General features: G+C 67.6%; 18 protein-coding genes. 11 read left to right on the top strand and 7 right to left on the bottom strand.

Annotated features, from left to right (window positions below):
* Positions 1 to 69: 69 nt before the first annotated feature.
* Together hpnH and ispH are read right to left on the bottom strand one after the other, a co-directional pair.
* Complete coding sequence (hpnH, locus tag WS61_RS05115) at positions 70 to 1230, bottom strand: adenosyl-hopene transferase HpnH (protein ID WP_006480287.1); 1161 nt, start codon at positions 1228 to 1230, stop codon at positions 70 to 72.
* A gap of 12 nt (positions 1231 to 1242) precedes the next feature.
* Complete coding sequence (gene ispH / locus WS61_RS05110) at positions 1243 to 2184, bottom strand: 4-hydroxy-3-methylbut-2-enyl diphosphate reductase (protein ID WP_034205903.1); 942 nt, start codon at positions 2182 to 2184, stop codon at positions 1243 to 1245.
* 401 nt (positions 2185 to 2585) lie between these two features.
* Between ispH and WS61_RS05105 the strand changes: the two genes are divergently transcribed.
* Entirely contained in the window at positions 2586 to 3773 is a 1188-nt protein-coding gene (locus tag WS61_RS05105) for a glycosyltransferase (protein ID WP_059499529.1), read from the top strand.
* 119 nt (positions 3774 to 3892) lie between these two features.
* Here the strand turns inward: WS61_RS05105 and WS61_RS05100 are convergent, their stop codons facing one another.
* Both WS61_RS05100 and hpnA read right to left on the bottom strand, forming a co-directional pair.
* Positions 3893 to 5302, bottom strand: coding sequence for a hypothetical protein (locus tag WS61_RS05100; RefSeq protein ID WP_059499528.1), 1410 nt, complete (start codon positions 5300 to 5302; stop codon positions 3893 to 3895).
* Between the two features lie 108 nt (positions 5303 to 5410).
* The gene (gene hpnA, locus WS61_RS05095) at positions 5411 to 6418 is read right to left on the bottom strand and encodes a hopanoid-associated sugar epimerase (RefSeq protein ID WP_011353724.1); all 1008 of its coding nucleotides are present in this window, start codon (positions 6416 to 6418) and stop codon (positions 5411 to 5413) included.
* Positions 6419 to 6570: 152 nt separating this feature from the next.
* Between hpnA and WS61_RS05090 the strand changes: the two genes are divergently transcribed.
* The 3 genes from WS61_RS05090 (at position 6571) to WS61_RS05080 (ending at position 9314) form a co-directional block, all read left to right on the top strand.
* The gene (locus tag WS61_RS05090; RefSeq protein ID WP_059499629.1) at positions 6571 to 6867 is read left to right on the top strand and encodes an acylphosphatase; all 297 of its coding nucleotides are present in this window, start codon (positions 6571 to 6573) and stop codon (positions 6865 to 6867) included.
* Positions 6868 to 6883: 16 nt separating this feature from the next.
* Positions 6884 to 7783 (top strand): EamA family transporter RarD, encoded by a 900-nt coding sequence (gene rarD, locus WS61_RS05085; protein WP_059499527.1) that lies wholly within the window; start codon positions 6884 to 6886, stop codon positions 7781 to 7783.
* Between the two features lie 406 nt (positions 7784 to 8189).
* A complete protein-coding gene (locus WS61_RS05080) occupies positions 8190 to 9314 on the top strand; it encodes an OpgC domain-containing protein (RefSeq protein WP_059499526.1) in 1125 nt (374 codons plus the stop codon).
* Positions 9315 to 9356: 42 nt separating this feature from the next.
* On the opposite strand, the gene WS61_RS05075 is transcribed toward WS61_RS05080, so the two are convergent.
* A complete protein-coding gene (locus WS61_RS05075; protein WP_059499525.1) occupies positions 9357 to 9563 on the bottom strand; it encodes a hypothetical protein in 207 nt (68 codons plus the stop codon).
* Between the two features lie 120 nt (positions 9564 to 9683).
* Positions 9684 to 11201 carry a peptide MFS transporter gene (locus WS61_RS05070; RefSeq protein ID WP_059499628.1) on the bottom strand — a complete coding sequence of 506 codons (1518 nt, stop codon included), beginning with the start codon at positions 11199 to 11201 and terminating at the stop codon, positions 9684 to 9686.
* A gap of 497 nt (positions 11202 to 11698) precedes the next feature.
* Here WS61_RS05070 and WS61_RS05065 point away from each other — a divergent pair, with 497 nt between their 5' ends.
* The 7 genes from WS61_RS05065 (at position 11699) to WS61_RS05035 (ending at position 19583) form a co-directional block, all read left to right on the top strand.
* A complete protein-coding gene (locus tag WS61_RS05065; RefSeq protein WP_011548888.1) occupies positions 11699 to 12277 on the top strand; it encodes a cupin domain-containing protein in 579 nt (192 codons plus the stop codon).
* Positions 12278 to 12455: 178 nt separating this feature from the next.
* The gene (locus WS61_RS05060; protein ID WP_059499524.1) at positions 12456 to 14066 is read left to right on the top strand and encodes a peptide ABC transporter substrate-binding protein; all 1611 of its coding nucleotides are present in this window, start codon (positions 12456 to 12458) and stop codon (positions 14064 to 14066) included.
* 11 nt (positions 14067 to 14077) lie between these two features.
* Positions 14078 to 15016, top strand: a complete 939-nt coding sequence (locus WS61_RS05055; protein ID WP_027781695.1) for an ABC transporter permease subunit — start codon at positions 14078 to 14080, stop codon at positions 15014 to 15016.
* Positions 15017 to 15029: 13 nt separating this feature from the next.
* Positions 15030 to 15932: an ABC transporter permease gene (locus WS61_RS05050; RefSeq protein WP_059499523.1), complete on the top strand. Its 903-nt coding sequence runs from the start codon at positions 15030 to 15032 to the stop codon at positions 15930 to 15932.
* A gap of 1 nt (position 15933) precedes the next feature.
* Positions 15934 to 16926: an ABC transporter ATP-binding protein gene (locus WS61_RS05045; protein ID WP_059499522.1), complete on the top strand. Its 993-nt coding sequence runs from the start codon at positions 15934 to 15936 to the stop codon at positions 16924 to 16926.
* On the top strand, positions 16923 to 17942 hold the full coding sequence (locus WS61_RS05040; protein WP_059499521.1) for an ABC transporter ATP-binding protein: 1020 nt from the start codon (positions 16923 to 16925) through the stop codon (positions 17940 to 17942). The genes WS61_RS05045 and WS61_RS05040 overlap by 4 nt, the downstream gene beginning before the upstream one ends.
* Before the next feature lie 168 nt (positions 17943 to 18110).
* Entirely contained in the window at positions 18111 to 19583 is a 1473-nt protein-coding gene (locus tag WS61_RS05035; protein ID WP_059499520.1) for an OprD family outer membrane porin, read from the top strand.
* 54 nt (positions 19584 to 19637) lie between these two features.
* Here the strand turns inward: WS61_RS05035 and WS61_RS05030 are convergent, their stop codons facing one another.
* Entirely contained in the window at positions 19638 to 20633 is a 996-nt protein-coding gene (locus tag WS61_RS05030; protein ID WP_059499519.1) for a DedA family protein/thiosulfate sulfurtransferase GlpE, read from the bottom strand.
* Between the last annotated feature and the right edge of the window lie 50 nt (positions 20634 to 20683).

Raw genomic sequence — 20683 nt, 5'->3', positions numbered from 1 at the left:
GCGAACTCCGTGGCGCTTTTCGATGCGTGACCGCTGCGAAGGCGCGAACCTTCGCACGGCGCAACTTGCTTAAGCGGCCGTCGCCGACTTCGCCGGCTTCTGCAGCTTGCCCTTGCCGGCGCGCTGGATTTCCTCGAGCTTGATCTCGACGTGGCGCGAGAACACGTACTCGGCCGGACGCTGCTTCGCGATCGAGATGTCCGGTGCGAACGGGCCGTCGGTCTTGATGCCCTTGCGGCTCACGCGCAGCGCCTTCAGCGGGTTGGAGATCGTGTCCATCACGGCCGTGGCCTCGAAGCCGCAGTGGACCATGCAGTCCGCGCACTTCTCGTAGTTGCCGACGCCGTAGTTGTCCCACTCGGTCGTTTCCATCAGTTCCTTGAAGGTCTTCACGTAACCTTCGCCGACCAGATAGCACGGCTTCTGCCAGCCGAACACCGTACGCGCCGGGTTGCCCCACGGCGTGCACTTGTACGTCTGGTTGCCGGCCAGGAAGTCGAGGAACAGCGACGACTGGCTGAACGACCAGCGCTTGCCGCCTTCGCCGCGCTTCAGGATTTCGCGGAACAGGTTCTTCGTCTTGTCGCGGTTCAGGAAGTGCTGCTGATCCGGCGCGCGCTCGTATGCATAGCCCGGCGACACGGTGATGCCGTCGACGCCGATCGGGCCCAGCGTGTCGAAGAACTTCGCGACGCGCTCGGGGATCGCATCGTTGAACAGCGTGCAGTTGATGTTCACGCGGAAGCCGCGGCGCTTCGCTTCCTTGATCGCCGCGACCGCCTTGTCGTACACGCCTTCCTGCGACACGGAATGGTCGTGCATGTCCTTGTCGCCGTCGAGGTGGACCGACCAGACGAAATACGGGCTCGGCTGGTAGTCGTCCATCTTCTTTTCCATCAGGAGCGCGTTCGTGCACAGGTACACGAACTTCTTGCGCTTCATGATGCCCTTGACGATTTCCGGCATCTCCTTGTGGAGCAGCGGCTCGCCGCCGGCGATCGACACGACGGGCGCGCCGCACTCGTCGACGGCCTGCAGGCATTCCTCGACCGAAAGACGCTGGTTCAGGATCGGATCCGGATAGTCGATCTTGCCGCAACCGTTGCACGCGAGGTTGCAGCGGAACAGCGGCTCGAGCATCAGCGCGAGCGGATAGCGTTTGTTGCCGGACAGGTGCTGGCGCACGATGTAGGCGCCGACACGGACTTGCTGGAGCAGCGGAATAGACAAGGGATGTCCTCCTTAAACTTCGCGGGCGACAGCTTGCGTGAGCTTCGCCGGCAACTTGAATTCGACTTTTTCTTCACGGCCCGCCATCGTCGCGACATCGACGGGCCCCAGCGCGCGCAGCGCGCCGATTACATCCTCGACCATTTCCTCGGGCGCCGACGCCCCGGCGGTCAGGCCGACCGTCTGCACGCCCGCGAACCATTCGGGTTTCACTTCCGAGCCGTCGGCGACGAGATAGCTCGGCACGCCGCTTTCGGTGCCGATCTCGCGCAGGCGGTTCGAGTTCGAGCTGTTCGTCGCACCGACGACGAGCAGCACGTCGACCTGTTCGCTCAGCTCGCGCACGGCGGCCTGGCGATTCTGCGTGGCATAGCAGATGTCGCGCGTGTCCGGGCCGACGAGGTCGGTGAACCGGCGCTGCAGCGCTTCGATGATGCCGCGCGTGTCGTCGACCGAGAGCGTGGTCTGCGTGATGTACGCGACCGGCGTATCGACGGGCAGCGTCAGCGTATCGACTTCGGCTTCGCTCTGCACGAGGATCACCTCGGCCGGAATCTGGCCGATCGTACCCTCGACTTCCGGGTGGCCCGCGTGGCCGATCAGGATCAGCCGGCGGCCCGCCGCGACGTACTGGCGGCCCTGCACGTGCACTTTCGTGACGAGCGGGCAGGTTGCGTCGAGCACGTCGAGCCCGCGCGCTTGCGCGTCGTGCTCGACCGTCTGGGCGACACCGTGCGCGCTGAAGATCGCGACGGCGCCGTGTGGCACCTCGTCGAGTTCCTCAACGAATCGTGCCCCTTTATTACGCAGATTTTCGACGACATGCCGGTTATGCACGATCTCGTGACGCACATAGACCGGCGCACCGTGCTGTTGCAGCGCGCGATCGACGATCTCGATCGCACGGACAACCCCCGCACAGAAGCCGCGGGGCTGGGCAAGGATGACTCGCATAAGTGAGCGAACTCCGACGACAGACACCGGGGTTCGAGGCGCTGGCACACGCTTGCTCGCCCCGGCTTGATGTTATGAAGGCAGGAACGAACCGGCCGGCCAGGCCCCGGAACCCCGAATTAATCGCGCATTTTAACCCTATCGCGCCGTCCTTGCTTCGGTGCCGTGTCGAACCGTTGCAATTGCGGGAGAGCTGCGTCGGCGCTGGCGCGCGCGGAACCCGGTAAACTGCGCGGTTTCGCGGTCGGCCGCTCCGGCTGCCCGCCATCGCGCTCATTTCAAGGCCATTCGATGACCGTCGATTCTTACGCGTATTGCCCGCTCGCCCGTGCGGGTTTGGGTGTTTCGTTTCCGACCCTTATTCGTGCCGTCGAAGCCGGCGCCCGGCGGGAGGCAGGCCGATGATGCTGGCGATCGCTTTCCTGGTGTCCGGCCTGTCGCTGGTGATCTGGATCGTGCTGCTCGTCGCGCGCGGCGGCTTCTGGCGCGCGCAGCCCGCGCGGCCGCTGCCGCCCGACGCCCGCGGCGCCGCGGCCGAAGCCGGCTGGCCGGCCGTCGTGGCGGTCGTGCCGGCGCGCAACGAAGCCGACGTGATCGCCCGTGCGGCGACTTCGCTGCTCGAGCAGGATTATCCGGGCGAGTTCCATCTGATCATCGTCGACGACCACAGCGACGACGGCACCGCCGATGCGGCCCGCGCGGCCGCGCTCGCGATCAACCGCGCCGACCGGCTGACGGCGCTGAGCGCGAAGCCGCTGCCGGCCGGCTGGTCGGGCAAGGTGTGGGCGCAGTCGCAGGGGATCGCGGCGGTGCAGACGCTCGGCCTGCCGGCCGACTACCTGCTGCTGACGGATGCCGACATCGGCCATCCGCCCGACGCCGTCGCGCAGCTCGTCACGCGCGCACAGGCCGAGAATCGCGATCTCGTGTCGCTGATGGTGCGGCTGCGCTGCGACTCGTTCTGGGAAAAGGCGCTGATCCCGGCGTTCGTGTTCTTCTTCGCGAAGCTGTACCCGTTCTCGTGGATCAACGACCCGCGCAACCGGACGGCCGGCGCGGCCGGCGGCTGCATGCTCGTGAAGCGCACGGCGCTCGAGGAAGCGGGCGGCATCGAATCGATTCGCGGCGCGCTGATCGACGACTGCAGCCTCGCCGCGCAGATCAAGCATCGCGGCAGCGGCCGCCATCCGATCCGGCTCGATCTCGCCGATCGCAGCGTGTCGCTGCGCCCGTACGACAGCTGGCGCGACATCTGGAACATGATCGCGCGCACCGCGTTCACGCAACTTCACTATTCGCCGCTGCTGCTGGCAGGCACGCTGCTCGGGATGACGATCATCTACCTGGTGCCGCCCGTCGCCGCGCTCGCCTACGGCGCGCGCGCGTGGCCGGCGTGGCTCGCGTGGGCGTCGATGTGCGCCGCGTATGCGCCGATGCTGCGCTACTACCGTCGCTCGCCGCTGTGGGCGCCCGCGCTGCCGCTCGTCGCGCTGTTCTACGTCGGCGCGACGTTCGCGTCCGCGTGGCGTTACTGGCGCGGCAAGGGCGGCCAGTGGAAGGCGCGCGTGCAGGCGCCGGTGGAGCGCTGACCATCAACGGCGGATACCGGCCGTCCCGATAAACCGGAACGCTGAAAACACACAGCCCGGATCGACGCAAGCCGATTCGGGCTGTTTGCTTTCCGGCCGGTTTCAGCCGACGCGCGCGCTTACCGCTGCGTCAGCATCATGTACATCTGGATCACGACGTCCGGCGAGAACGTGAACGGCACCCAGCCGTAGCCCGTATGGCGGGCGACCAGCAGGCGGTCGCCGTTCGACTGCTTCTGCACGGCCATCATCGGGTTCTTCGTCGTCACGAAACGCCAGCCGGCCGGAATGCCGGGCGGCGGCTCCGGCTGCATCGACGCGCGCGCGTGCGCGAGTTCCTCGATCAACTGGCCCAGTTGCTCCGGATGCAGCGTGATCGATTCGCCGTTGATGGTCAGCGTGAGTTCATTCTGGGACGGGCGCGCGACGTGCAGCGTCGCCTTGTCGGCCGGCGCGGCAGCGGTGCCGGCTTCAACCGCGATTTCGGCTTGTGCTGCCGGGACCGGTGCGGTCTCGGTATCGGCCGGGGCGGCGGCTGCTTCGACCGCTTCGACCGTTTCGGCCGCTTCGGTCACCGCTGGCGCGGCCTCGTTTACGGGCGCTTGCGCCGCCGCTGCCGGCTCGACGACGTCGGCTGTCGCGGCCGAGGCGGTAACCGCACTCGTCGCGGCTTCCTTGACGACGGCCTCGACCAGCGCTTCGGCGTCGGCGACAGCCTTCGCGTGGTGCTGCGCGGCCGCTTCGGCCTGGGCGATCGCTTCGGTATGACGCCGCGTAATGGCTTCGGCTTCGGCGGTGGCTTCGGCGTGGCGTTGCGCGGCGGCTTCGGCCTGGGCGATCGCTTCGGCGTGACGCCGCGTGATGGCTTCGGCCTCGGCGGTGGCTTCGGCGTGACGCTGGGCGGCCGCCTGCGTGTCGGCGAGCGCCTGCGTGTGACGCTGAGCGAGCGCCTCGGCCTCGGCGATCGCGGCCGCGTGGCGTTGTGCGGCGGCTTCGGCTTCGGCGGTCGCTTCCGCATGGCGCTTCGCGGCGGCTTCGGCTTCGGCGGTCGCCGCGGCATGGCGTTGCGCGGCCGCTTCGGCTTCGGTCGCGGCGGCGTGATGACGCTGCGCGGCGGCCTCGGCTTCGGCGATCGCCGCCGCGTGGCGCTGCGACGCGGCTTCGGCATCCGCGTGACGTTGCGCGAGCGCCTCGGTCAGCGCGGTGGCTTCCGCATGGCGCTGGGAAGCGGCTTCGGCTTGCGCGGCTGCATCCGTATGACGTTGGGCGGCCGCTTCGGCGGCGGCGGTGGCGTCGGCGTGGCGCCGCTGCGCGGCTTCGGCATCGGCGGCAGCGGCCGTGTGGCGCTGCGCGGCGGCCTGCGCTTCGGCTTCCGCCGCCGCGTGACGCTCGGCCGCGGCCCGGGCTTCCGCCGCCGCGGCGCGCGCGAAGGCTTCCGCGCTGCGGGCCGCCTGCTGGGCGGCGTGGTGATCGTGGAGGAGCTGATCGACGCCCGTGGCGAGCGAAGCGATCTGATCGTTCAGGTTCATGCGTGTCTTCTCTGCGTAAGACCCGCGATTTTAACCGCTGCGCCGATACCGGTCCGCGCGCGACGTGTAACAAAGTGCGCGAAGCGGCGCGAGATGCGCCGCTTTGTGTTACTTCAGGTAGCCCGCCGAGCCGAACCAGTCCAGCGCATCGCGCAGCCCCTCGCGGTACGGGCGCGCACGGTAGCCGAGCTCGCGCTCGGCCTTCGCGGACGTGAAATACATCTTGTTCTTCGACATCCGCAGCCCGTCCACGGTGACGAACGGCTCCTTCTTCGTGAACTTCGCGACCGCTTCGGCGCCGACCGCGAGCGGGTACAGCGGCCAGCGCGGCAGCGCGATCGTCGGCGCCTTGCGGCCCGTCATCTGCGCGATGTCCGCGAGCATCTGCTGCAGCGGCAGGTTCTCGCCGCCGAGGATGTAGCGCTCGCCGATCCGGCCGCGCTCGAGCGCGAGGAAATGGCCGTGCGCGACGTCGTCGACGTGCACGAGGTTCAGCCCCGTGTCGACGAACGCGGGAATCTTGCCGAGCGCGGCCTCGACGATGATGCGGCCGGTCGGCGTCGGCTTGACGTCGCGCGGGCCGATCGGCGTCGACGGATTGACGATCACGGCGGGCAGCCCTTCGTCGGCGATCATCCGCTCGACCGCGCGCTCCGCGAGCACCTTGCTGCGCTTGTAGACGCCGATCGCTTGCTCGGCCGTGAGCGGCCGGTTCTCGTCGGACGGGTCGCCGGCGCTCGTCACCTTCAGCGTCGCGACGCTGCTCGTGTAGACGATCCGCTCGACGCCTTCCGCGCGGGCGGCGCGCATCGTCGCGACCGCGCCTTCGAGGTTCGCGCGCTCGATCTCGTCGGGGTCGGGCGCCCACAGCCGGTAGTCGGCCGCCACGTGCAGCAGGTAGCGCACGCCGCGCAGCGCGGCGCGCATCGACGCCTCGTCGCGCATGTCGCCGGTGACGATCTCGGCATCGAGATCCGCGACGTTCGTGCGCGGGCTGGTCGGGCGCACGAGCACGCGCACCGCATAGCCTTTCTGCTGCGCGATGCGCGCGACGGCCGAGCCGACGAAACCGGACGCGCCGGTGACGAGAACGAGATCGCGGGAAGTATCAGTCATGCGTTTCCTTCAGGGCCGCGCGCGCGGCGCGGCGGTTGGGCATCGGCGAGATTGTACGTGGTCGGCGTGCGCGGCGACGCCCGGCCGGCGCGTGTGCGAAGCGGCCGACGCGACTACAATGCCGGGCTTGAATGCAACGGGAGGGCGACGCGATGAGCCGCAATGAACTGGACGAACGGATCGAGACCTACTACGTGCGGGTGCGCGGCGTCGTGCAGGGCGTCGGCTTTCGTCATGCGACGGTGCGCGAGGCGCATGCGCTGAAGCTGCGCGGCTGGGTCGCGAATCTCGAGGACGGCACCGTCGAGGCGATGATCCAGGGGCCCGGCGCGCAGATCGACCGGATGCTCGCATGGCTGCGTCACGGGCCGCCCGCCGCGCGCGTGACCGAGGTGACGTTCGAGGAACGCCCGACCGAGCGGCGCTTCGAGCGCTTTCAGCAGCAGTAAGCGGCACGGCACGATCGTGACGGGGTATCCGGAAGTCGGGCGCGGCCTCACGCTGTCGGTGATGGCGTCGACGCTGTTCGCGTTGATGTCGGTTTACGCGAAACTGCTCGCGCCGCTCACGGGGCTCGACATCTTCGCGTGGCGCGTGGTGTGGACCGCACCGGGCGCGCTCGCGCTGATCGCGCTGCGCGGCCGCTGGCCGGCGCTCGTCGAGCTTGCGCGGCGCGGTGCGCGCGACTGGCGCTTGCTGATCGCGCTGCCGGCGAGCGCGGCGCTGCTCGGCGTGCAGCTGTGGCTGTTCCTGTGGGCGCCGCTGCACGGCCGCATGCTCGAAGTGTCGCTCGGCTATTTCCTGCTGCCGCTGACGATGGTGCTCGTCGGCCGCTTCTACTATCACGAACGGCTCGACCCGCTGCAATGGGCGGCGGTCGCGTGCGCGGCGCTCGGCGTCGCGCACGAGGTGTGGACGACGCGCGCGTTCGCGTGGCCGACGCTGGTCGTCGCGCTCGGCTATCCGCCGTATTTCGTGCTGCGCCGGCGCATCAACGCCGATTCGCTGGCCGCCTTCGCGATCGAGATCGTGCTGCTGTGCCCGATCGCGCTGGCGATGGTCGCGACGAGCGCGACGCGCGTCGACGGCCATCCGCTGCTGTGGGCCGCGTTGCTGCCGGGGCTCGGCATCCTCAGCACGCTCGCGCTCGCGAGCTATCTGAAGGCGAGCCGGATGCTGCCGATGGCGCTGTTCGGCATTCTCGGCTACGTCGAGCCCGTGCTGCTCGTCGTGGTGTCGCTGCTGCTGCTCGGCGAGACGCTCAGCGTCGCGCAGCTCGCGACGTACGGGCCGATCTGGGTCGCCGTCGCGCTGACCGCGTGGCACAGCGCGATGCTGATGCGGCGCCTGCCCGCGCGCGGCTAACCGCATCGTCGCGATGTGCCGGCCGTGCGGAACGTGCCGCGCATCGCGTGCATCGTCGACCATCGAAAAGCGCTCGTTTCCCTGCCGAATCCGTCGATACTGACCGTCAACTGGCGCCGCGCTGACGCGAATCTGGCGACGCTGCCTGCTTCGCCGCGCAACGCGCGCGCTTGTAATCGAAGAGAAGATTCGGTTGCATTTTGTTACTTAGGGTCTCCCCCGATCGGTCATTAAACTGATCTGACCGACTTCCCTTCGTATGCAGCTTTTCAATGAACCACCTCCGTGCCGGGCCGGCCGGGTTGGCGCGATGCGAGCATACGCGTATCGCCGCCGATCGCGCTCGCCTGCTTTTTCCCGATCCCTTCTCCGGTGCGCGGCGCACCGCCGCCGCACAGGTGCGCTCATGTCGTTGAGCCCGCTGCACTCCGCCACGGTGCAGTCGTCGCGCAGCGGCCGCCTGATCGAAGTCGATTTCTTCCGCGGGCTCGTGCTGTTGATGATCGTCGTCGATCACATCGGCGCGAGCGTGCTGTCGCGCGTGACGCTGCATGCGTTCGCACTGTGCGATGCGGCCGAGGTGTTCGTGTTCCTCGGCGGCTTCGCGACCGCGAGCGCGTACGGCGCGATCGCCGAGCGGCACGGCGCGCGCGCCGCGCAACGGCGTTTCGTGCGGCGCGCGATGCAGATCTACCGCGCGTTTCTCGCGACGTCGACGCTGATGCTCGTCGTGTCGGCCGTGCTCGACCACTACGGCATCGATGCGCCGAACCTCGCGCTCGACGACGTCAGCGTGATGCTCGCGTCGCCGCTCACGGGCGCAGCCGAGCTGCTGACGTTCCAGCGCCAGCCGTATCTCGCGTCGGTGCTGCCGATGTACGTGCTGTTCGCGCTCGCGTCGCCGGTGCTGGTGCCGTTCGCGCGACGCCAGCCGTGGCTGCTCGTCGCGATCAGCGCCGCGTCGTGGCTCGCGGCGGGATGGCTCGGCCCGGAGCTGCTCGATACCGACGGCTTCCGCTGGAGCTTCAATCCGTTTGCATGGCAACTGATGTTCGTCGCCGGCGTGCTCGCGCGCTGCCAGCCGTTCTACCGGCACATCGCGCTCGGCCGCTGGGGCGCCGCGGCGACCGGGCTCGCGTGCGCGATCGTGCTCGGCTGCGCGAGCTACAAGCTGTTCTCGGGGCTGCCGGTGCCCGAAGGCGTGCTCAAGCGCGATCTCGCGCTGCCGCGTGTCGTGAGCTTCGCGGCCGTCGCGTGGCTGATGGCCGATTGCGTGCGCTTCGGCTGGATCGCGCGGATCGCGCAGGGCGTGCGGCCCGTCGTCGCGGTCGGCCAGCGCGGGCTGATCTGCTTCGTCGCGGGCGCGGCGATCTCGCTCGTGATCGATTCGTTGCTGCATCCGGTCGTGCGCAGCGCCGATCTGCGGCATGTCGGCGTGGGCCTCGTGGCCGACGCGTGCGCGCTTGGGCTGATGATGGCGGTGGCCGGTTCGGGAACGTGGATCGCGCGATGGCGTGGCGCGGTGGCGTAGGCGCGAGCGAGGGGCATGCGGCGCGGCAGGCGCCGCGCGGCGTCAGTGAGGTGAGCCGATACGGGAGCGGGGCGGGGCGGTTGCGTCGTCGGCTTCGGCGTCGTCGCGTTGGTCCTGCGCCGGGTCGTCGCGCTCCGCGAGGACCGCGTCGGCTTCGGCCGCGGCCCGGGCGGCGCGCATCGCGGTGCAGCGCTGCGCGTGCCGGATGTCCGACAGGATCCGCAAAAGTCGCGTCGTTTTGCTTTTCATCGTGCTCTCCCACCAGTGCGCATCTCGCGAAGCGGATGCATTGCCTGCAACCAGTGTAGGACGCGTTCGCGCACCTGGCGGGAGAATGTGGCGTGCAAGCCGCACGCCGAGGGATAGTACTTACTGCGCGGCCGCGACCTGCGCCTGCAGCGCTTCCTCGCGGCGCTCTTCCGTGCAGCGCTGATGCTGGCGCGACAGGCGGTTCATCAGCGGCAGCAGCAGCAGCGCGAGCAGCATGCCGATCGCGGCGAGCCAGCCGAGCTTCTCGAACAGCGACAGGTAGAGCGGCAGCGATTCGGTGGCCGGCAGTTCGTGCGACGGCATCTGCGCGAAGTTCGCGACGACGCTGCCCAGATACTGCGACACGCCCGTCGCGACGAAATACGCGCCCATCATGAAGCCGCTCATGCGCGCCGGCACGTAGCGGGCGATCATCGCGAGGCCGAGGCCGCTGACCAGCAGCTCGCCGAGCGAGTACAGGCCGTAGCCCCACACCATGAACCACGACGACACGCGGCCGTCGACCGCATAGCGGCCGCTGATCGTGAACACCAGGTAGCCCGCGGCGACCGCGCCGAAACCGAGCGCGTACTTCGCGGCGACCGGCAGGTCGCGGCCGCCCTTCGCGACGGCGTTGTAGACCCACACGAGCACCGGGCTCAGCAGCATGATCCAGATCGGGTTCAGCGCCTGGAACTGCGCGGCGCTCCACGTGAACAGCGTCGTGCCGAACAGCATGAAGCGCGGGTCGACGTTGCGCAGCGCGAACAGCGTCAGCGACGTCGACATCTGCACGTAGAAGATGAAGAACAGGATCACCTGGCCGATCAGCACGAGCGCCGCGATCAGGCCCGCGCGCTCCGAGCGCTCCGACTTCGCGATCATGTACGCGAAGATCGCGAGGATCGCGAACGCGGCCGTCCACACGCTGGCGACCGCGAGCTGCTTGTGCTGCAGCACGTACAGCGTGATCAGCGCGAGCGCGACGCCGCCGGCCGCGACCGCGCCGAGGCGCTTCCAGCGGATCGGTTCGTCGTCCGGCTGCGAGCCGATGTGCGCGAGCGTGCGGTGCATCAGCATGAAGTTGAGGATCGCGAGCAGCATGCCGCCGCAGCAGACCGCGAACGCGGTGTGCCAACCCCAGTGATCCTTGATCCACGGCGTCGCGAGCATCGACACCGTCGAGCCGATGTTGACCGCCATGTAATAGATCGTGAACGCGCTGTCGATGCGCGCGTCGTCGCCTTCGTAAATGCGGCGCACGAGGTTTGCCGCGTTGGCCTTGAACAGGCCGTTGCCGACGACGATCACGCCGAGCGATGCGTACATGTACGCCAGGTGATCGTTCGGCACCGCGAGCATCAGGTAGCCGGCGCACAGCACGGACGCGCCGATGATCATCGTGCGGCGCGCGCCGAGCACCTTGTCGCCGATCCAGCCGCCGATTGACGGCGCGGCGTAGACGAGTGCGGTGAACGCCCCCCAGGTCAGGTTCGCGTGGCTGTCGGTGAAGCCGAGGCGGTCGACCATGAAGAGGACCAGAAGCGCGGCCATGCCGTAGTAGCCGAAGCGCTCCCACATTTCGATGAGGAAGACCGTCGTGAACGATCGGGTCTGTGAAACAGGTGCGTGCATCATCAATCTCGTTTGAAACGGACGGCGCGGATCGCGCGTCGCCATGGGGGTCGAACTGGCGCCGGAGCACTGTGGCCGGGTAGGCTTGCGTCGGCGATGGAGCAGTCGGGCGGTTGGCCCGGGCCGGGGTCGGACTCCGCCCGACAAGGCGGAGCGCGGCCCCGACCGGCGCGCGAATGGTAACGTTTGCCGGTCCGGTGCGTCAGGTCCGCGCCACCTAGGGAAACTCCCGATGTGGCAGCAGCTTTCAGGAACATTTGTCTCATCATCTACTTGTAAGCTTGACGCCCGTTCTCCGCAGATTCCCGGAGAGCCGCTTGCAGCTTGCCTGTGAAGCCGGCGAGTCTGGCAAGATAGCGCGTCGTTTCGCTCGCTTCGGGCCCTGTTTAGTGCACCGGGCTCAACGCCGAAGGCGTGTGCGAACCCGAAGATTAAGCTATCTCGTATTAACTTAGTTACTTTCCATCAAACATTTTTTGACGACCACTTTTCGGCCTGCTATGGTTCCCCCCACTGAAAACTCGCGATCGGCAGACGCTGTCGCACTCGGCAGCAAGATTCGCGCGTTGCGCCAACGTCTGAAGCGCACGCTCGACGACACGGCTACCGCCGCGGGGATTTCGAAGCCGTTTCTGTCTCAAGTCGAGCGCGGGCTCGCGTCGCCGTCGCTGACGTCGCTGGCCGGTATCGCGCACGCGCTCGGTGTGACGGTGCAGTACTTCGTGGATACGCCGAGCGAGGAACGCTCGGTTTGCCGAGGCGATCAGTTGCGCTTCTTCGGGTTTGCCGATTCGGCGAACCTGTTCGCGAGGCTGACCAACGTGTCCGAAGGGCGCCAGCTGGAGGCGATCCTCGTGAGGATGCCGCCGGGGCAGAAACGGTCGGAGGTGACGACACATGCAGGAGAGGAGTTCCTGTACGTGATTGAAGGGGAAGTGTCGCTGACGCTGGAAGGCAAGACGTTCGTCCTGCAGGCCGGCGACAGTTCGCACTATCAGTCGACGGTCCCGCACAGCTGGGTCAACACCGCGAAGATCGAGTCGGTGGTGGTCTGGGTCGGTACGCCGCGACTGTTCTAACGCACGGGTATTCCTTCGTTTCTTCGACGGAATGCCCGTCGAAAGAAATGTAAGGAATACTAACATGCAATACGAGAACCACGGGCCTCCTCGATCGCTGCACCCGTCAGCGTCTCACGCGTAATCCGCGGCATCCGCCGCGCGACGCTCACCGAACAACCTTCTCAAGACTGCCACGATGAAATCCTTGCATGCCATGTCGGCCGTGCTGGCCGCGCTCGCCCTGACGCCCGTCGCCCACGCCGTAACCGTTCCGTCGAACGTCGCGCTCGCCCCCCAACAGGACCTGACGCGCCAGGTGCCGGCCGAAGTCGAGTCGCTCGACCCGGCGCACATCGAATCGTGGACCGGCAACACGATCGGCCTCGACCTGTTCGAAGGGCTCGCGCGCATCGATGCGGCCGGCCAGATCGTGCCGGGCGTCGCGCTGTCGTGGGAACGCAAGACGCCGCAGACGTGGATCTTCAAGCTTCGCCACGACGCGAAGTGGAGCAACGGGCAGCCGGTGACGGCCGCCGATTTCGTCTATTCGTGGCAGCGCCTCGTCGATCCGAAGACGGGCTCGAAATACACGATCCTCGTCGAGTTCATCAAGAATTCGAAGGACATCATCGCCGGCAAGGCCGCGCCGTCGACGCTCGGCGTGCGCGCCGTCGATCCGTACACGCTCGAGGTGACGACCGACGTGCCGGTCGCGTTCTTCCCCGAATTGACCGCGATGGCGCCGCTCGCGCCGGTGAACAAGGACGTGGTCGCGAAATTCGGCGACGCATGGACGCGCCCGGGCAACATCGTCAGCAACGGCGCGTACCAGCTCGTCGACTGGCAGCCGAACAACCGCATCGTGGCGACGAAGGACGCGAAGTACTGGAACGCGTCGAAGGTCGTGATCAACAAGGTCACGTATCTGCCGATCGAAAGCGACGAAACCGCGATGCGCATGTACCAGGCCGGCCAGATCGACTACAGCTACTCGATTCCGTCGGGCATCTTCCAGCAGGTGAGCAAGCAGTTCGGCGGCGAACTGCGCCCGGGCCTGCAGCTCGCGACCTACTACTACTACCTGAACAACAGCGACGCGGCGCTGAAGGACAAGCGCGTGCGCCAGGCGCTGTCGATGGTGATCGATCGCGACGTGCTCACGTCGAAGCTCACGCAGGCCGGCGAGAAGCCGATGTACGGGCTGATGCCGAACGGCACGAAGGGCGTGCAGCCGTTTACGCCGGAATGGGCGTCGTGGCCGATGGCCAAGCGCATCGCGACCGCGAAGGACCTGCTGAAGCAGGCCGGCTATTCGGACGCGAAGCCGCTGTCGTTCACGCTCACGTACAACACCAACGACCTGCACAAGAAGGTCGCGCTGTTCACCGCATCGGAATGGCGCACGAAGCTCGGCATCACCACGAAGCTCGAGAACGTCGAGTTCAAGGTGCTGATGAAGCAGCGGCACGACGGCAAGGTGCAGATCGCGCGCGACGGCTGGTTCGCCGACTACAACGACGCGATGACCTTCTTCGACCTGATCCGCTGCGGCAGCTCGCAGAACACCGTCGGCTATTGCAACAAGCAGATGGACGCGCTCGTCGACGAAGGCAACCAGAAGCTCGACGACAAGGCGCGCGCCGCGCTGCTCACGCAGGCGCACGACATGGCGATGAACGACACGCCGATGGTGCCGCTGTTCCAGTATTCGGCCGACCGTCTCGTGAAGCCCTACGTGGGCGGCTATTCGCTGAAGAACGTGATCGACATGCGTGCTTCGCAGGACATGTACCTGATCAAGCACTGAGCGGAGCGATCATGCTGGCCTACGCATTGAGGCGCACGTTGTGGGCGGTGCCGACGATCCTCGCGGTCATCACCGTCTGCTACCTGCTGCTGCATTTCACGCCCGGCGGCCCGTTCGATACGGAGAAGCAGCTGTCCGCCGCGACGCTCGCGAACCTGAACGCGAAGTATCACCTCGACGAGCCGCTGTGGAAGCAGTACCTGCTGTATCTCGGCTCGCTGCTGCACGGCGATCTCGGCCCGTCGTTCCGCTACGTCGACTGGTCGGTGAACGATCTCGTGAAGAAGGCGCTGCCCGTGAGCCTCGGCGTGGGCGGCGTGTCGATCCCGATCTCGATCGTGGTCGGCGTGCTGCTCGGCACCGTCGCGGCCGTGCGCCGCGACAGCGTGATCGATCGCTTCGTGATGCTGATCGGCAACTTCGGCAACGTCGTGCCGCCGTTCGTGCTCGGCCCGGTGCTGGTGTGGATCTTCGCGATCCTGCTGAAGACGTCGGCCGGCAACGGCTGGCTGCCGGCGGGCGGCTGGGGCGACGGTGGCTGGCAGTACCGGCTGCTGCCGATCGTGCTGCTCACCTTCATCAACGTGTCGCTGCTCGCGCGCGTGATGCGCGGCTCGATGATCGAGACGCTGTCGAGCAACTACATCCGCACCGCGCGCGCGAAGGGCCTGCCGGGCTCGACGATCGTACTGCGCCACGCGCTCAAGCCCGCGCTGATGCCGGTCGTGTCGCTGTTCGGCACGGTCTGCATCACGTCGATCACGGCGGCCGTCGTCACCGAATCGGTGTTCGCACTGCCGGGCCTCGGGCAGCTCGTCGTGAACGGCGCCATCAACCGCGACTACACGCTGGTGCTCGGCCTCGTCGTGCTGACGACCGTTTTCGCGGTGCTGTTCAACCTGCTGGTCGACCTCGCGTACGCGTGGCTCGATCCGCGCATCCGTTATTGAGCGAGGCACAGCGATGACTCCGACCACTCCCGTCGTCGGCCTGCCCGTGCAGACCGATTCGCCGCCGCGTTCGCGCTCGCCGCTCGAGCTCGCGTTCGCGCGCTTCCTTCACAACCGCGCGGCCGTGTTCAGCCTCGTGCTGCTCGCGTTGATCGCGCTCGCCTGTTTCGTCGGCCCGTGGCTGCTCGCAGCCGATCCCGCCGCGAGCGACTGGGCCTCGATCAGCCTGCCGCCGACCTGGGCGAACCAGCACTGGTTCGGCACCGACGAGCTCGGCCGCGACCTGCTGGTGCGCACGCTGATTGGCGGCCGCGTATCGATCGAGGTCGGCCTGCTCGGCACGCTCGTGTCGGGCCTGTTCGGCGTCGCGTGGGGCGCGACCGCGGGCTTCGCGGGCGGCCGCGTCGACTCCGTGATGATGCGCATCGTCGACATGATGTACGCGATCCCATACCTGCTGATCGCGATCCTGATGATGACCCTGTTCGGCCGCTCGTTCATGCTGGTCGTGCTGACCATCAGCGCGTTCTCGTGGATCGACATGGCGCGCGTCGTGCGTGGCCAGACGCTGTCGCTGCGCAACCGCGAGTTCGTCGATGCGGCGCGCGCGATCGGCGTGTCGCCGGCGTCGATCGTGCTGCGTCACGTCGTGCCGAACCTGCTCGGCGTGGTCGTCGTGTACGCGACGGTCTCGGTGCCCAATATCGTGCTGACCGAATCGGTGCTGTCGTTCCTCGGCCTTGGCGTGCAGGAACCGATGACGAGCTGGGGCGTGCTGATCCAGGACGGCGCGCAGAAACTGGAATCGATGCCGTGGCTGCTGCTGGCCCCGGCCGTCATGCTGTGCGTGACGCTCTACTGCGTGAACTTCGTCGGCGACGGCCTGCGTGACGCGCTCGACCCGAAGGATCGCTGAGATGACTGCACTACTCGAAGTCGACAACCTCGGCGTGCGCTTCACGCGCAAGGACGCGCCGCCGATCGACGCCGTGAATGGCGTGTCGTTCTCGCTCGAAGCCGGCAAGACGCTCGGCATCGTCGGCGAATCGGGCTCGGGCAAGAGCCAGACCGTGATGGCGCTGCTCGGCCTCCTGGCCGGCAACGGCACGACGACCGGCACCGCACGCTACCGCGGCGACAACCTGCTCGACATGGATACGCGCGCGCTGAACGCGGTGCGCGGCGACCGGATCGCGATGATCTTCCAGGATCCGATGACGTCGCTCAACCCGTTCCTGACGATCGAGCGGCAGATGACGGAGACGCTGCAGCTGCATCGCAAGCTGTCGCGCAAGGCAGCGATCAAGCGCGCGATCGAGGCGCTCGAATCGGTGCGCATTCCCGATGCGGCGCGCCGCATCCGCATGTATCCGCACGAGTTCTCGGGCGGCATGCGGCAGCGCGTGATGATCGCGATGGCGCTCTTGTCCGAACCGGAAATCCTGATCGCGGACGAGCCGACCACCGCGCTCGACGTGACCGTGCAGGCGCAGATCATCGACCTGCTGCGCGAGCTGAACCGCGAGCGCGGCACCGCGATCGTGCTGATCACGCACGACATGGGCGTGGTCGCCGGCCTCGCCGACGACGTGATGGTCATGTACGCGGGCCGCACCGTCGAATACGCGCCGGCCGAATCGATCTTCGCGGCGCCGTCGCATCCGTACACGATCGGGCTGCTCAACGCGCTGCCGCGCCTGACCGACGCGGACGATGCACCGCTCGTCGCGATTCCCGGCAACCCGCCGATGCCCGGCGCCGCGCCGGCCGGCTGTGCGTTCGCGAAGCGCTGCACGTATGCGGAAGAACGCTGCGCCGCCGCGCGCCCGGCGCTCGAAACCTATGGCGCCATGGGCGCGGTGCGCGCGTGCCACCGCCCGGTGGCCGATCTGACGGGAGGTCTGCGATGAGCGTCGATGAACGCCGCCCAGCCGGCGCGACGGACGACACGCTGCTGTCCGTCGAGAATCTGAAGGTGCATTTTCGCGTGCCGCTCGGCGGCTATCCGTGGTCGCCGAAGGGCACGCTGCGCGCGGTCGACGGCGTGTCGTTCGACGTCAGGCGCGGCGAGACGGTCGGGCTCGTCGGCGAATCGGGCTGCGGGAAATCGACGCTCGCGCGCGCGTTAATCGGCCTCGTGCCGATGACGGCCGGCACCGTGAAATGGCGCGGCCAGACCATGGCGCCCGATCACCTGCGCGGCACCGCGATGCGGCGCGAAGTGCAGATGATCTTCCAGGATCCGCTCGCGTCGCTCGACCCGCGCATGACGATCGAGCAGGTCGTCGCGGAGCCGCTCGTCACGCACCAGCCTGGCCTCGGCCGCACCGAAGTGCGCCGCCGCGTGATCGCGATGCTCGAACGCGTCGGCCTGAACGCGCATCACCTGCTGCGTTATCCGCATGAATTTTCCGGCGGGCAGTGCCAGCGCGTCGGCATTGCGCGCGCGCTGATCGGCGAGCCGCAGCTCGTGATCTGCGACGAACCCGTCTCGGCGCTCGACGTGTCGATCCAGGCGCAGATCGTGAACCTGCTGCGCGATCTGCAGCGCGAACTGTCGTTGTCCTATCTGTTCGTCGCGCACGACCTGGCGGTGGTGAAGGCCATCAGCCAGCGCGTGCTCGTGATGTATCTCGGCCGCGTGATGGAGTTCGGCACGCGGCATGACGTGTACGGCGTGCCGCAACACCCGTACACGAAGGCGCTGCTCGATGCGGCGCCGACGCCGGAGCCGGCGCGCGAGCGTGCTCGCCGTCCGATGCTGCTGGCGGGCGAGATGCCCTCGCCGCTCAACCCGCCGTCCGGCTGCGCGTTTCGCACGCGCTGCCCGGTCGCGATCGACGCGTGCGCGCAGGACGTGCCGCTGCCGGAAGTGCGGCAGGGATCGGCGGCGCGCGTCGCGTGCATCCGCGCGGGCGCGGTGTGATGTGAAGTGACGCAGCAAACATAACCAAGGCAGGTCAACAGGGGTAGGTGCGGCGCGAACGATCTTCGCGCCGCGGGTACAGGCGCGCCCTTAGCCGGGCTCGCCGGGGGGCCGGGAGCGGATCGCAACCGGTGTGGACGATATCAACACAAGACGAGAATTATTACGATGAAAAAGCAGAAGACGATCGGGACGGCATCGAAGATGTTGCTCGCATGGGGACTGCCGGCGCTCGCAGGCGTTTCGCTGACGGGCGTCGCGCACGCCGACGACGCGGCGAGCGCGCCGCTGACGGTCGCGCAGGCCGCGCCCGCTGCCGGTACCGGCGCGACCGTTGCGCAGGCAACGACTCCGAACGCCGTTGTCAACGCCGAGGCGACCCAGGCCGTCACGCCGCCCGACGAGCCGTCGGCGCAGTCGAAATCGAACGGCTTCATTGCCGACAGCCATCTCGACTTCCTGTTCCGCAACTATGCGGACGTGCTCGACGCCAAGGGCGGGCCGCATCGCCATGCGTGGATCCAGGGCGCGATGGCGAACTTCGAGTCGGGCTATACGACCGGCCTGATCGGGATCGGCTTCGATGCGTCGTTGTATGCAGCGCTGAAGCTCGACGGCGGTCAGGGCGCCGGCAGCATGGTGCACATCGCGAAGGGCGGCGGCGGCGGCAACCAGCTCGCGTGGGCCTACCCGGGCATCTACGACGTCAAGGCGCGCATTTCGAACACGGTGGTCAAGTACGGTCTGCAGGCCGTCGACAATCCGTTCATGGAGCAGCACGACAACCGTGCGCTGCCGCCGACGTTCCTCGGCGCGACGCTCGTCAGCAACGAATTCAAGAACGTGATGCTCGAGGCCGGCAGCTTCACGAAGACCGACGCGCGCGGCCATACGACGCTCACCAACCTGACGACGCAATACGGCGGCACGCGCATCAATCGCCTGACCTATGTCGGCGGCACGTGGGACTACTCGCCGAACGGCGAAGTCGCGCTGTACGCGAACCAGGCCGACGACGTGTGGCACCAGTACTACGCGTCGGTGAAGCACAGCATCGGCAGCCCGCAGACGATCAAGTGGACCGGCTTCGGCAACGTCTATTCGACGCACGACACGGGCGATGCGCTGCAGGGCAAGATCAACAACAACGCGTACAGCCTGTCGCTGGCCGCGCAGCATGGCCCGCACGAGCTGCTGCTGGGCTTCCAGCAAGTGCTCGGCGACCAGTTCTTCGACTACCTGAACGAAACGAACGGCATCTTCCTGACCAACTCGATGGACGTCGACTACAACGCCCCGCACGAGAAATCGCTGCAGTTGCGTTACACGTTCTACGGCAAGGAAGCGGGCCTGCCGGGCTTCAAGGCGATGGTGTGGGGCGTGACGGGCTGGGGTGCGGACGGCAGCGCGGGCGCGGCGAACGACCCGAGCAAGTCGAGCATCTACTGGAGCAACGGTGCGCCGGTGCAGGGCCGTCACCACGAGTTCGGCTTCATCCCGTCGTACACGTTCCAGAGCGGCAAGCTGAAGAACACGAAGGTCACGTTCATCGCGATGTGGCACAACGGCTCGGCACACTACTCGGACGCGTCGAACACCGAGTACCGTCTGGTCGTGAACCTGCCGCTGCACGCGTTTTGACGGAAGGGGGCGCAAGGCCCCCACTCTCGCACGGCCGGCCTGCGATCGGTGCGATCAGGCCGGCTTGTGCCATCCCGCGACAGGATCGCTCCCGGCGGGCGTTTCTTCCACGAGCGACGTGAGCTGGCGGCCCGTATCGCGCCATGCGTCGAGACCGCCGCGCAGCGCGAGCGCATCGGTGAAGCCTGCATCGAGCAGACGCTTCGCCATCAGCGCGGCCGTCACCTCGTTCGGGCACGAGCAATACACGACGAACTTCTGCGTGAGCGGATAGCGCGCGACGATGTCGGCGATCTGGCGCTCGTCGGCGAACTGCGCACCGGGAATCGCGAACGGGTCGAGCTTGCGGTGCTCGGGCGAGCGGACGTCGAGCACCACCGGGGCGGCGGTGTCGCGCAGCAGCACGTCGAGCTCGTCGACGCCGATCCGCGCGTTTGCGAGCTGGCGGATCAGCGCGCGGCGGCGCATCCACCGCACGGCCGCATAGATGGCGAGCAGTGCGACGATGACGAGCAGCACCGCACGGCCGAGACGGCTCGCGCCGGCGAACAGCCAGTCGATCTGCCGGTAGAACACGAGGCCGGCTACCAGCCCGACGATCGTCCACAGTGCGGCGCCGAGCGCGTCGTAGCCGGCGAACGTGCGATAGCGCGTGCCGAGCGCACCGGCCATCGGCACCGACACCAGCGACAATCCGGGAATGAAGCGCGCGACCGCGAGCACGCGCACGCCGTAGCGGCCGAAGAAGCGTTCGGTCTTTTTCACGCAGGTATCGCGCGACAGCGACAGCCGACAGATCGTCTTCAGCGTCGTGCCGCCGTACCGCCGCCCGGCGACGTACCAGACCGTGTCGCCGATCAGCGCGCCGAGCACCGACAGCACCACGACCGTCACGAGCTGCGAGCCGATCATCGCCGGATGCATCGCCGACATCGCGCCGAACAGCACGAGCGTCGGCATCGCGGGCACCGGCAGGCCGATGGCCGCCGCGAGCACGTTGGCGAACACGAGAAGCGGCCCGTACTGGGCGACGAGGTCACGTAGGAGCATGACGGCTGGCCGAAAAGGAAACGCGTGGCGGGAAATGCAGATGGGCCGAT

Origin of the sequence: Burkholderia sp. ABCPW 11 (assembly GCF_001523445.1) — a bacterium.
Lineage (GTDB): Bacteria > Pseudomonadota > Gammaproteobacteria > Burkholderiales > Burkholderiaceae > Burkholderia.
The sequence above is the reverse complement of the archived record's forward strand: the minus strand, read 5'-3'. Positions and strand labels throughout refer to the sequence as shown.

Coding starts and splice junctions, on each gene's coding strand:
- WS61_RS05040 (WP_059499521.1), top strand. CDS start 16,923: ATGAGCGTCGATGAACGCCGCCCAGCCGGCGCGACGGACGACACGCTG.
- WS61_RS05080 (WP_059499526.1), top strand. CDS start 8,190: ATGTCGTTGAGCCCGCTGCACTCCGCCACGGTGCAGTCGTCGCGCAGC.
- WS61_RS05050 (WP_059499523.1), top strand. CDS start 15,030: ATGACTCCGACCACTCCCGTCGTCGGCCTGCCCGTGCAGACCGATTCG.
- WS61_RS05075 (WP_059499525.1), bottom strand. CDS start 9,563: ATGAAAAGCAAAACGACGCGACTTTTGCGGATCCTGTCGGACATCCGG.
- WS61_RS05070 (WP_059499628.1), bottom strand. CDS start 11,201: ATGATGCACGCACCTGTTTCACAGACCCGATCGTTCACGACGGTCTTC.
- hpnA (WP_011353724.1), bottom strand. CDS start 6,418: ATGACTGATACTTCCCGCGATCTCGTTCTCGTCACCGGCGCGTCCGGT.
- WS61_RS05100 (WP_059499528.1), bottom strand. CDS start 5,302: ATGAACCTGAACGATCAGATCGCTTCGCTCGCCACGGGCGTCGATCAG.
- WS61_RS05105 (WP_059499529.1), top strand. CDS start 2,586: ATGATGCTGGCGATCGCTTTCCTGGTGTCCGGCCTGTCGCTGGTGATC.
- ispH (WP_034205903.1), bottom strand. CDS start 2,184: ATGCGAGTCATCCTTGCCCAGCCCCGCGGCTTCTGTGCGGGGGTTGTC.
- WS61_RS05060 (WP_059499524.1), top strand. CDS start 12,456: ATGAAATCCTTGCATGCCATGTCGGCCGTGCTGGCCGCGCTCGCCCTG.
- WS61_RS05035 (WP_059499520.1), top strand. CDS start 18,111: ATGAAAAAGCAGAAGACGATCGGGACGGCATCGAAGATGTTGCTCGCA.
- WS61_RS05065 (WP_011548888.1), top strand. CDS start 11,699: ATGGTTCCCCCCACTGAAAACTCGCGATCGGCAGACGCTGTCGCACTC.
- WS61_RS05055 (WP_027781695.1), top strand. CDS start 14,078: ATGCTGGCCTACGCATTGAGGCGCACGTTGTGGGCGGTGCCGACGATC.
- WS61_RS05090 (WP_059499629.1), top strand. CDS start 6,571: ATGAGCCGCAATGAACTGGACGAACGGATCGAGACCTACTACGTGCGG.
- WS61_RS05045 (WP_059499522.1), top strand. CDS start 15,934: ATGACTGCACTACTCGAAGTCGACAACCTCGGCGTGCGCTTCACGCGC.
- WS61_RS05030 (WP_059499519.1), bottom strand. CDS start 20,633: ATGCTCCTACGTGACCTCGTCGCCCAGTACGGGCCGCTTCTCGTGTTC.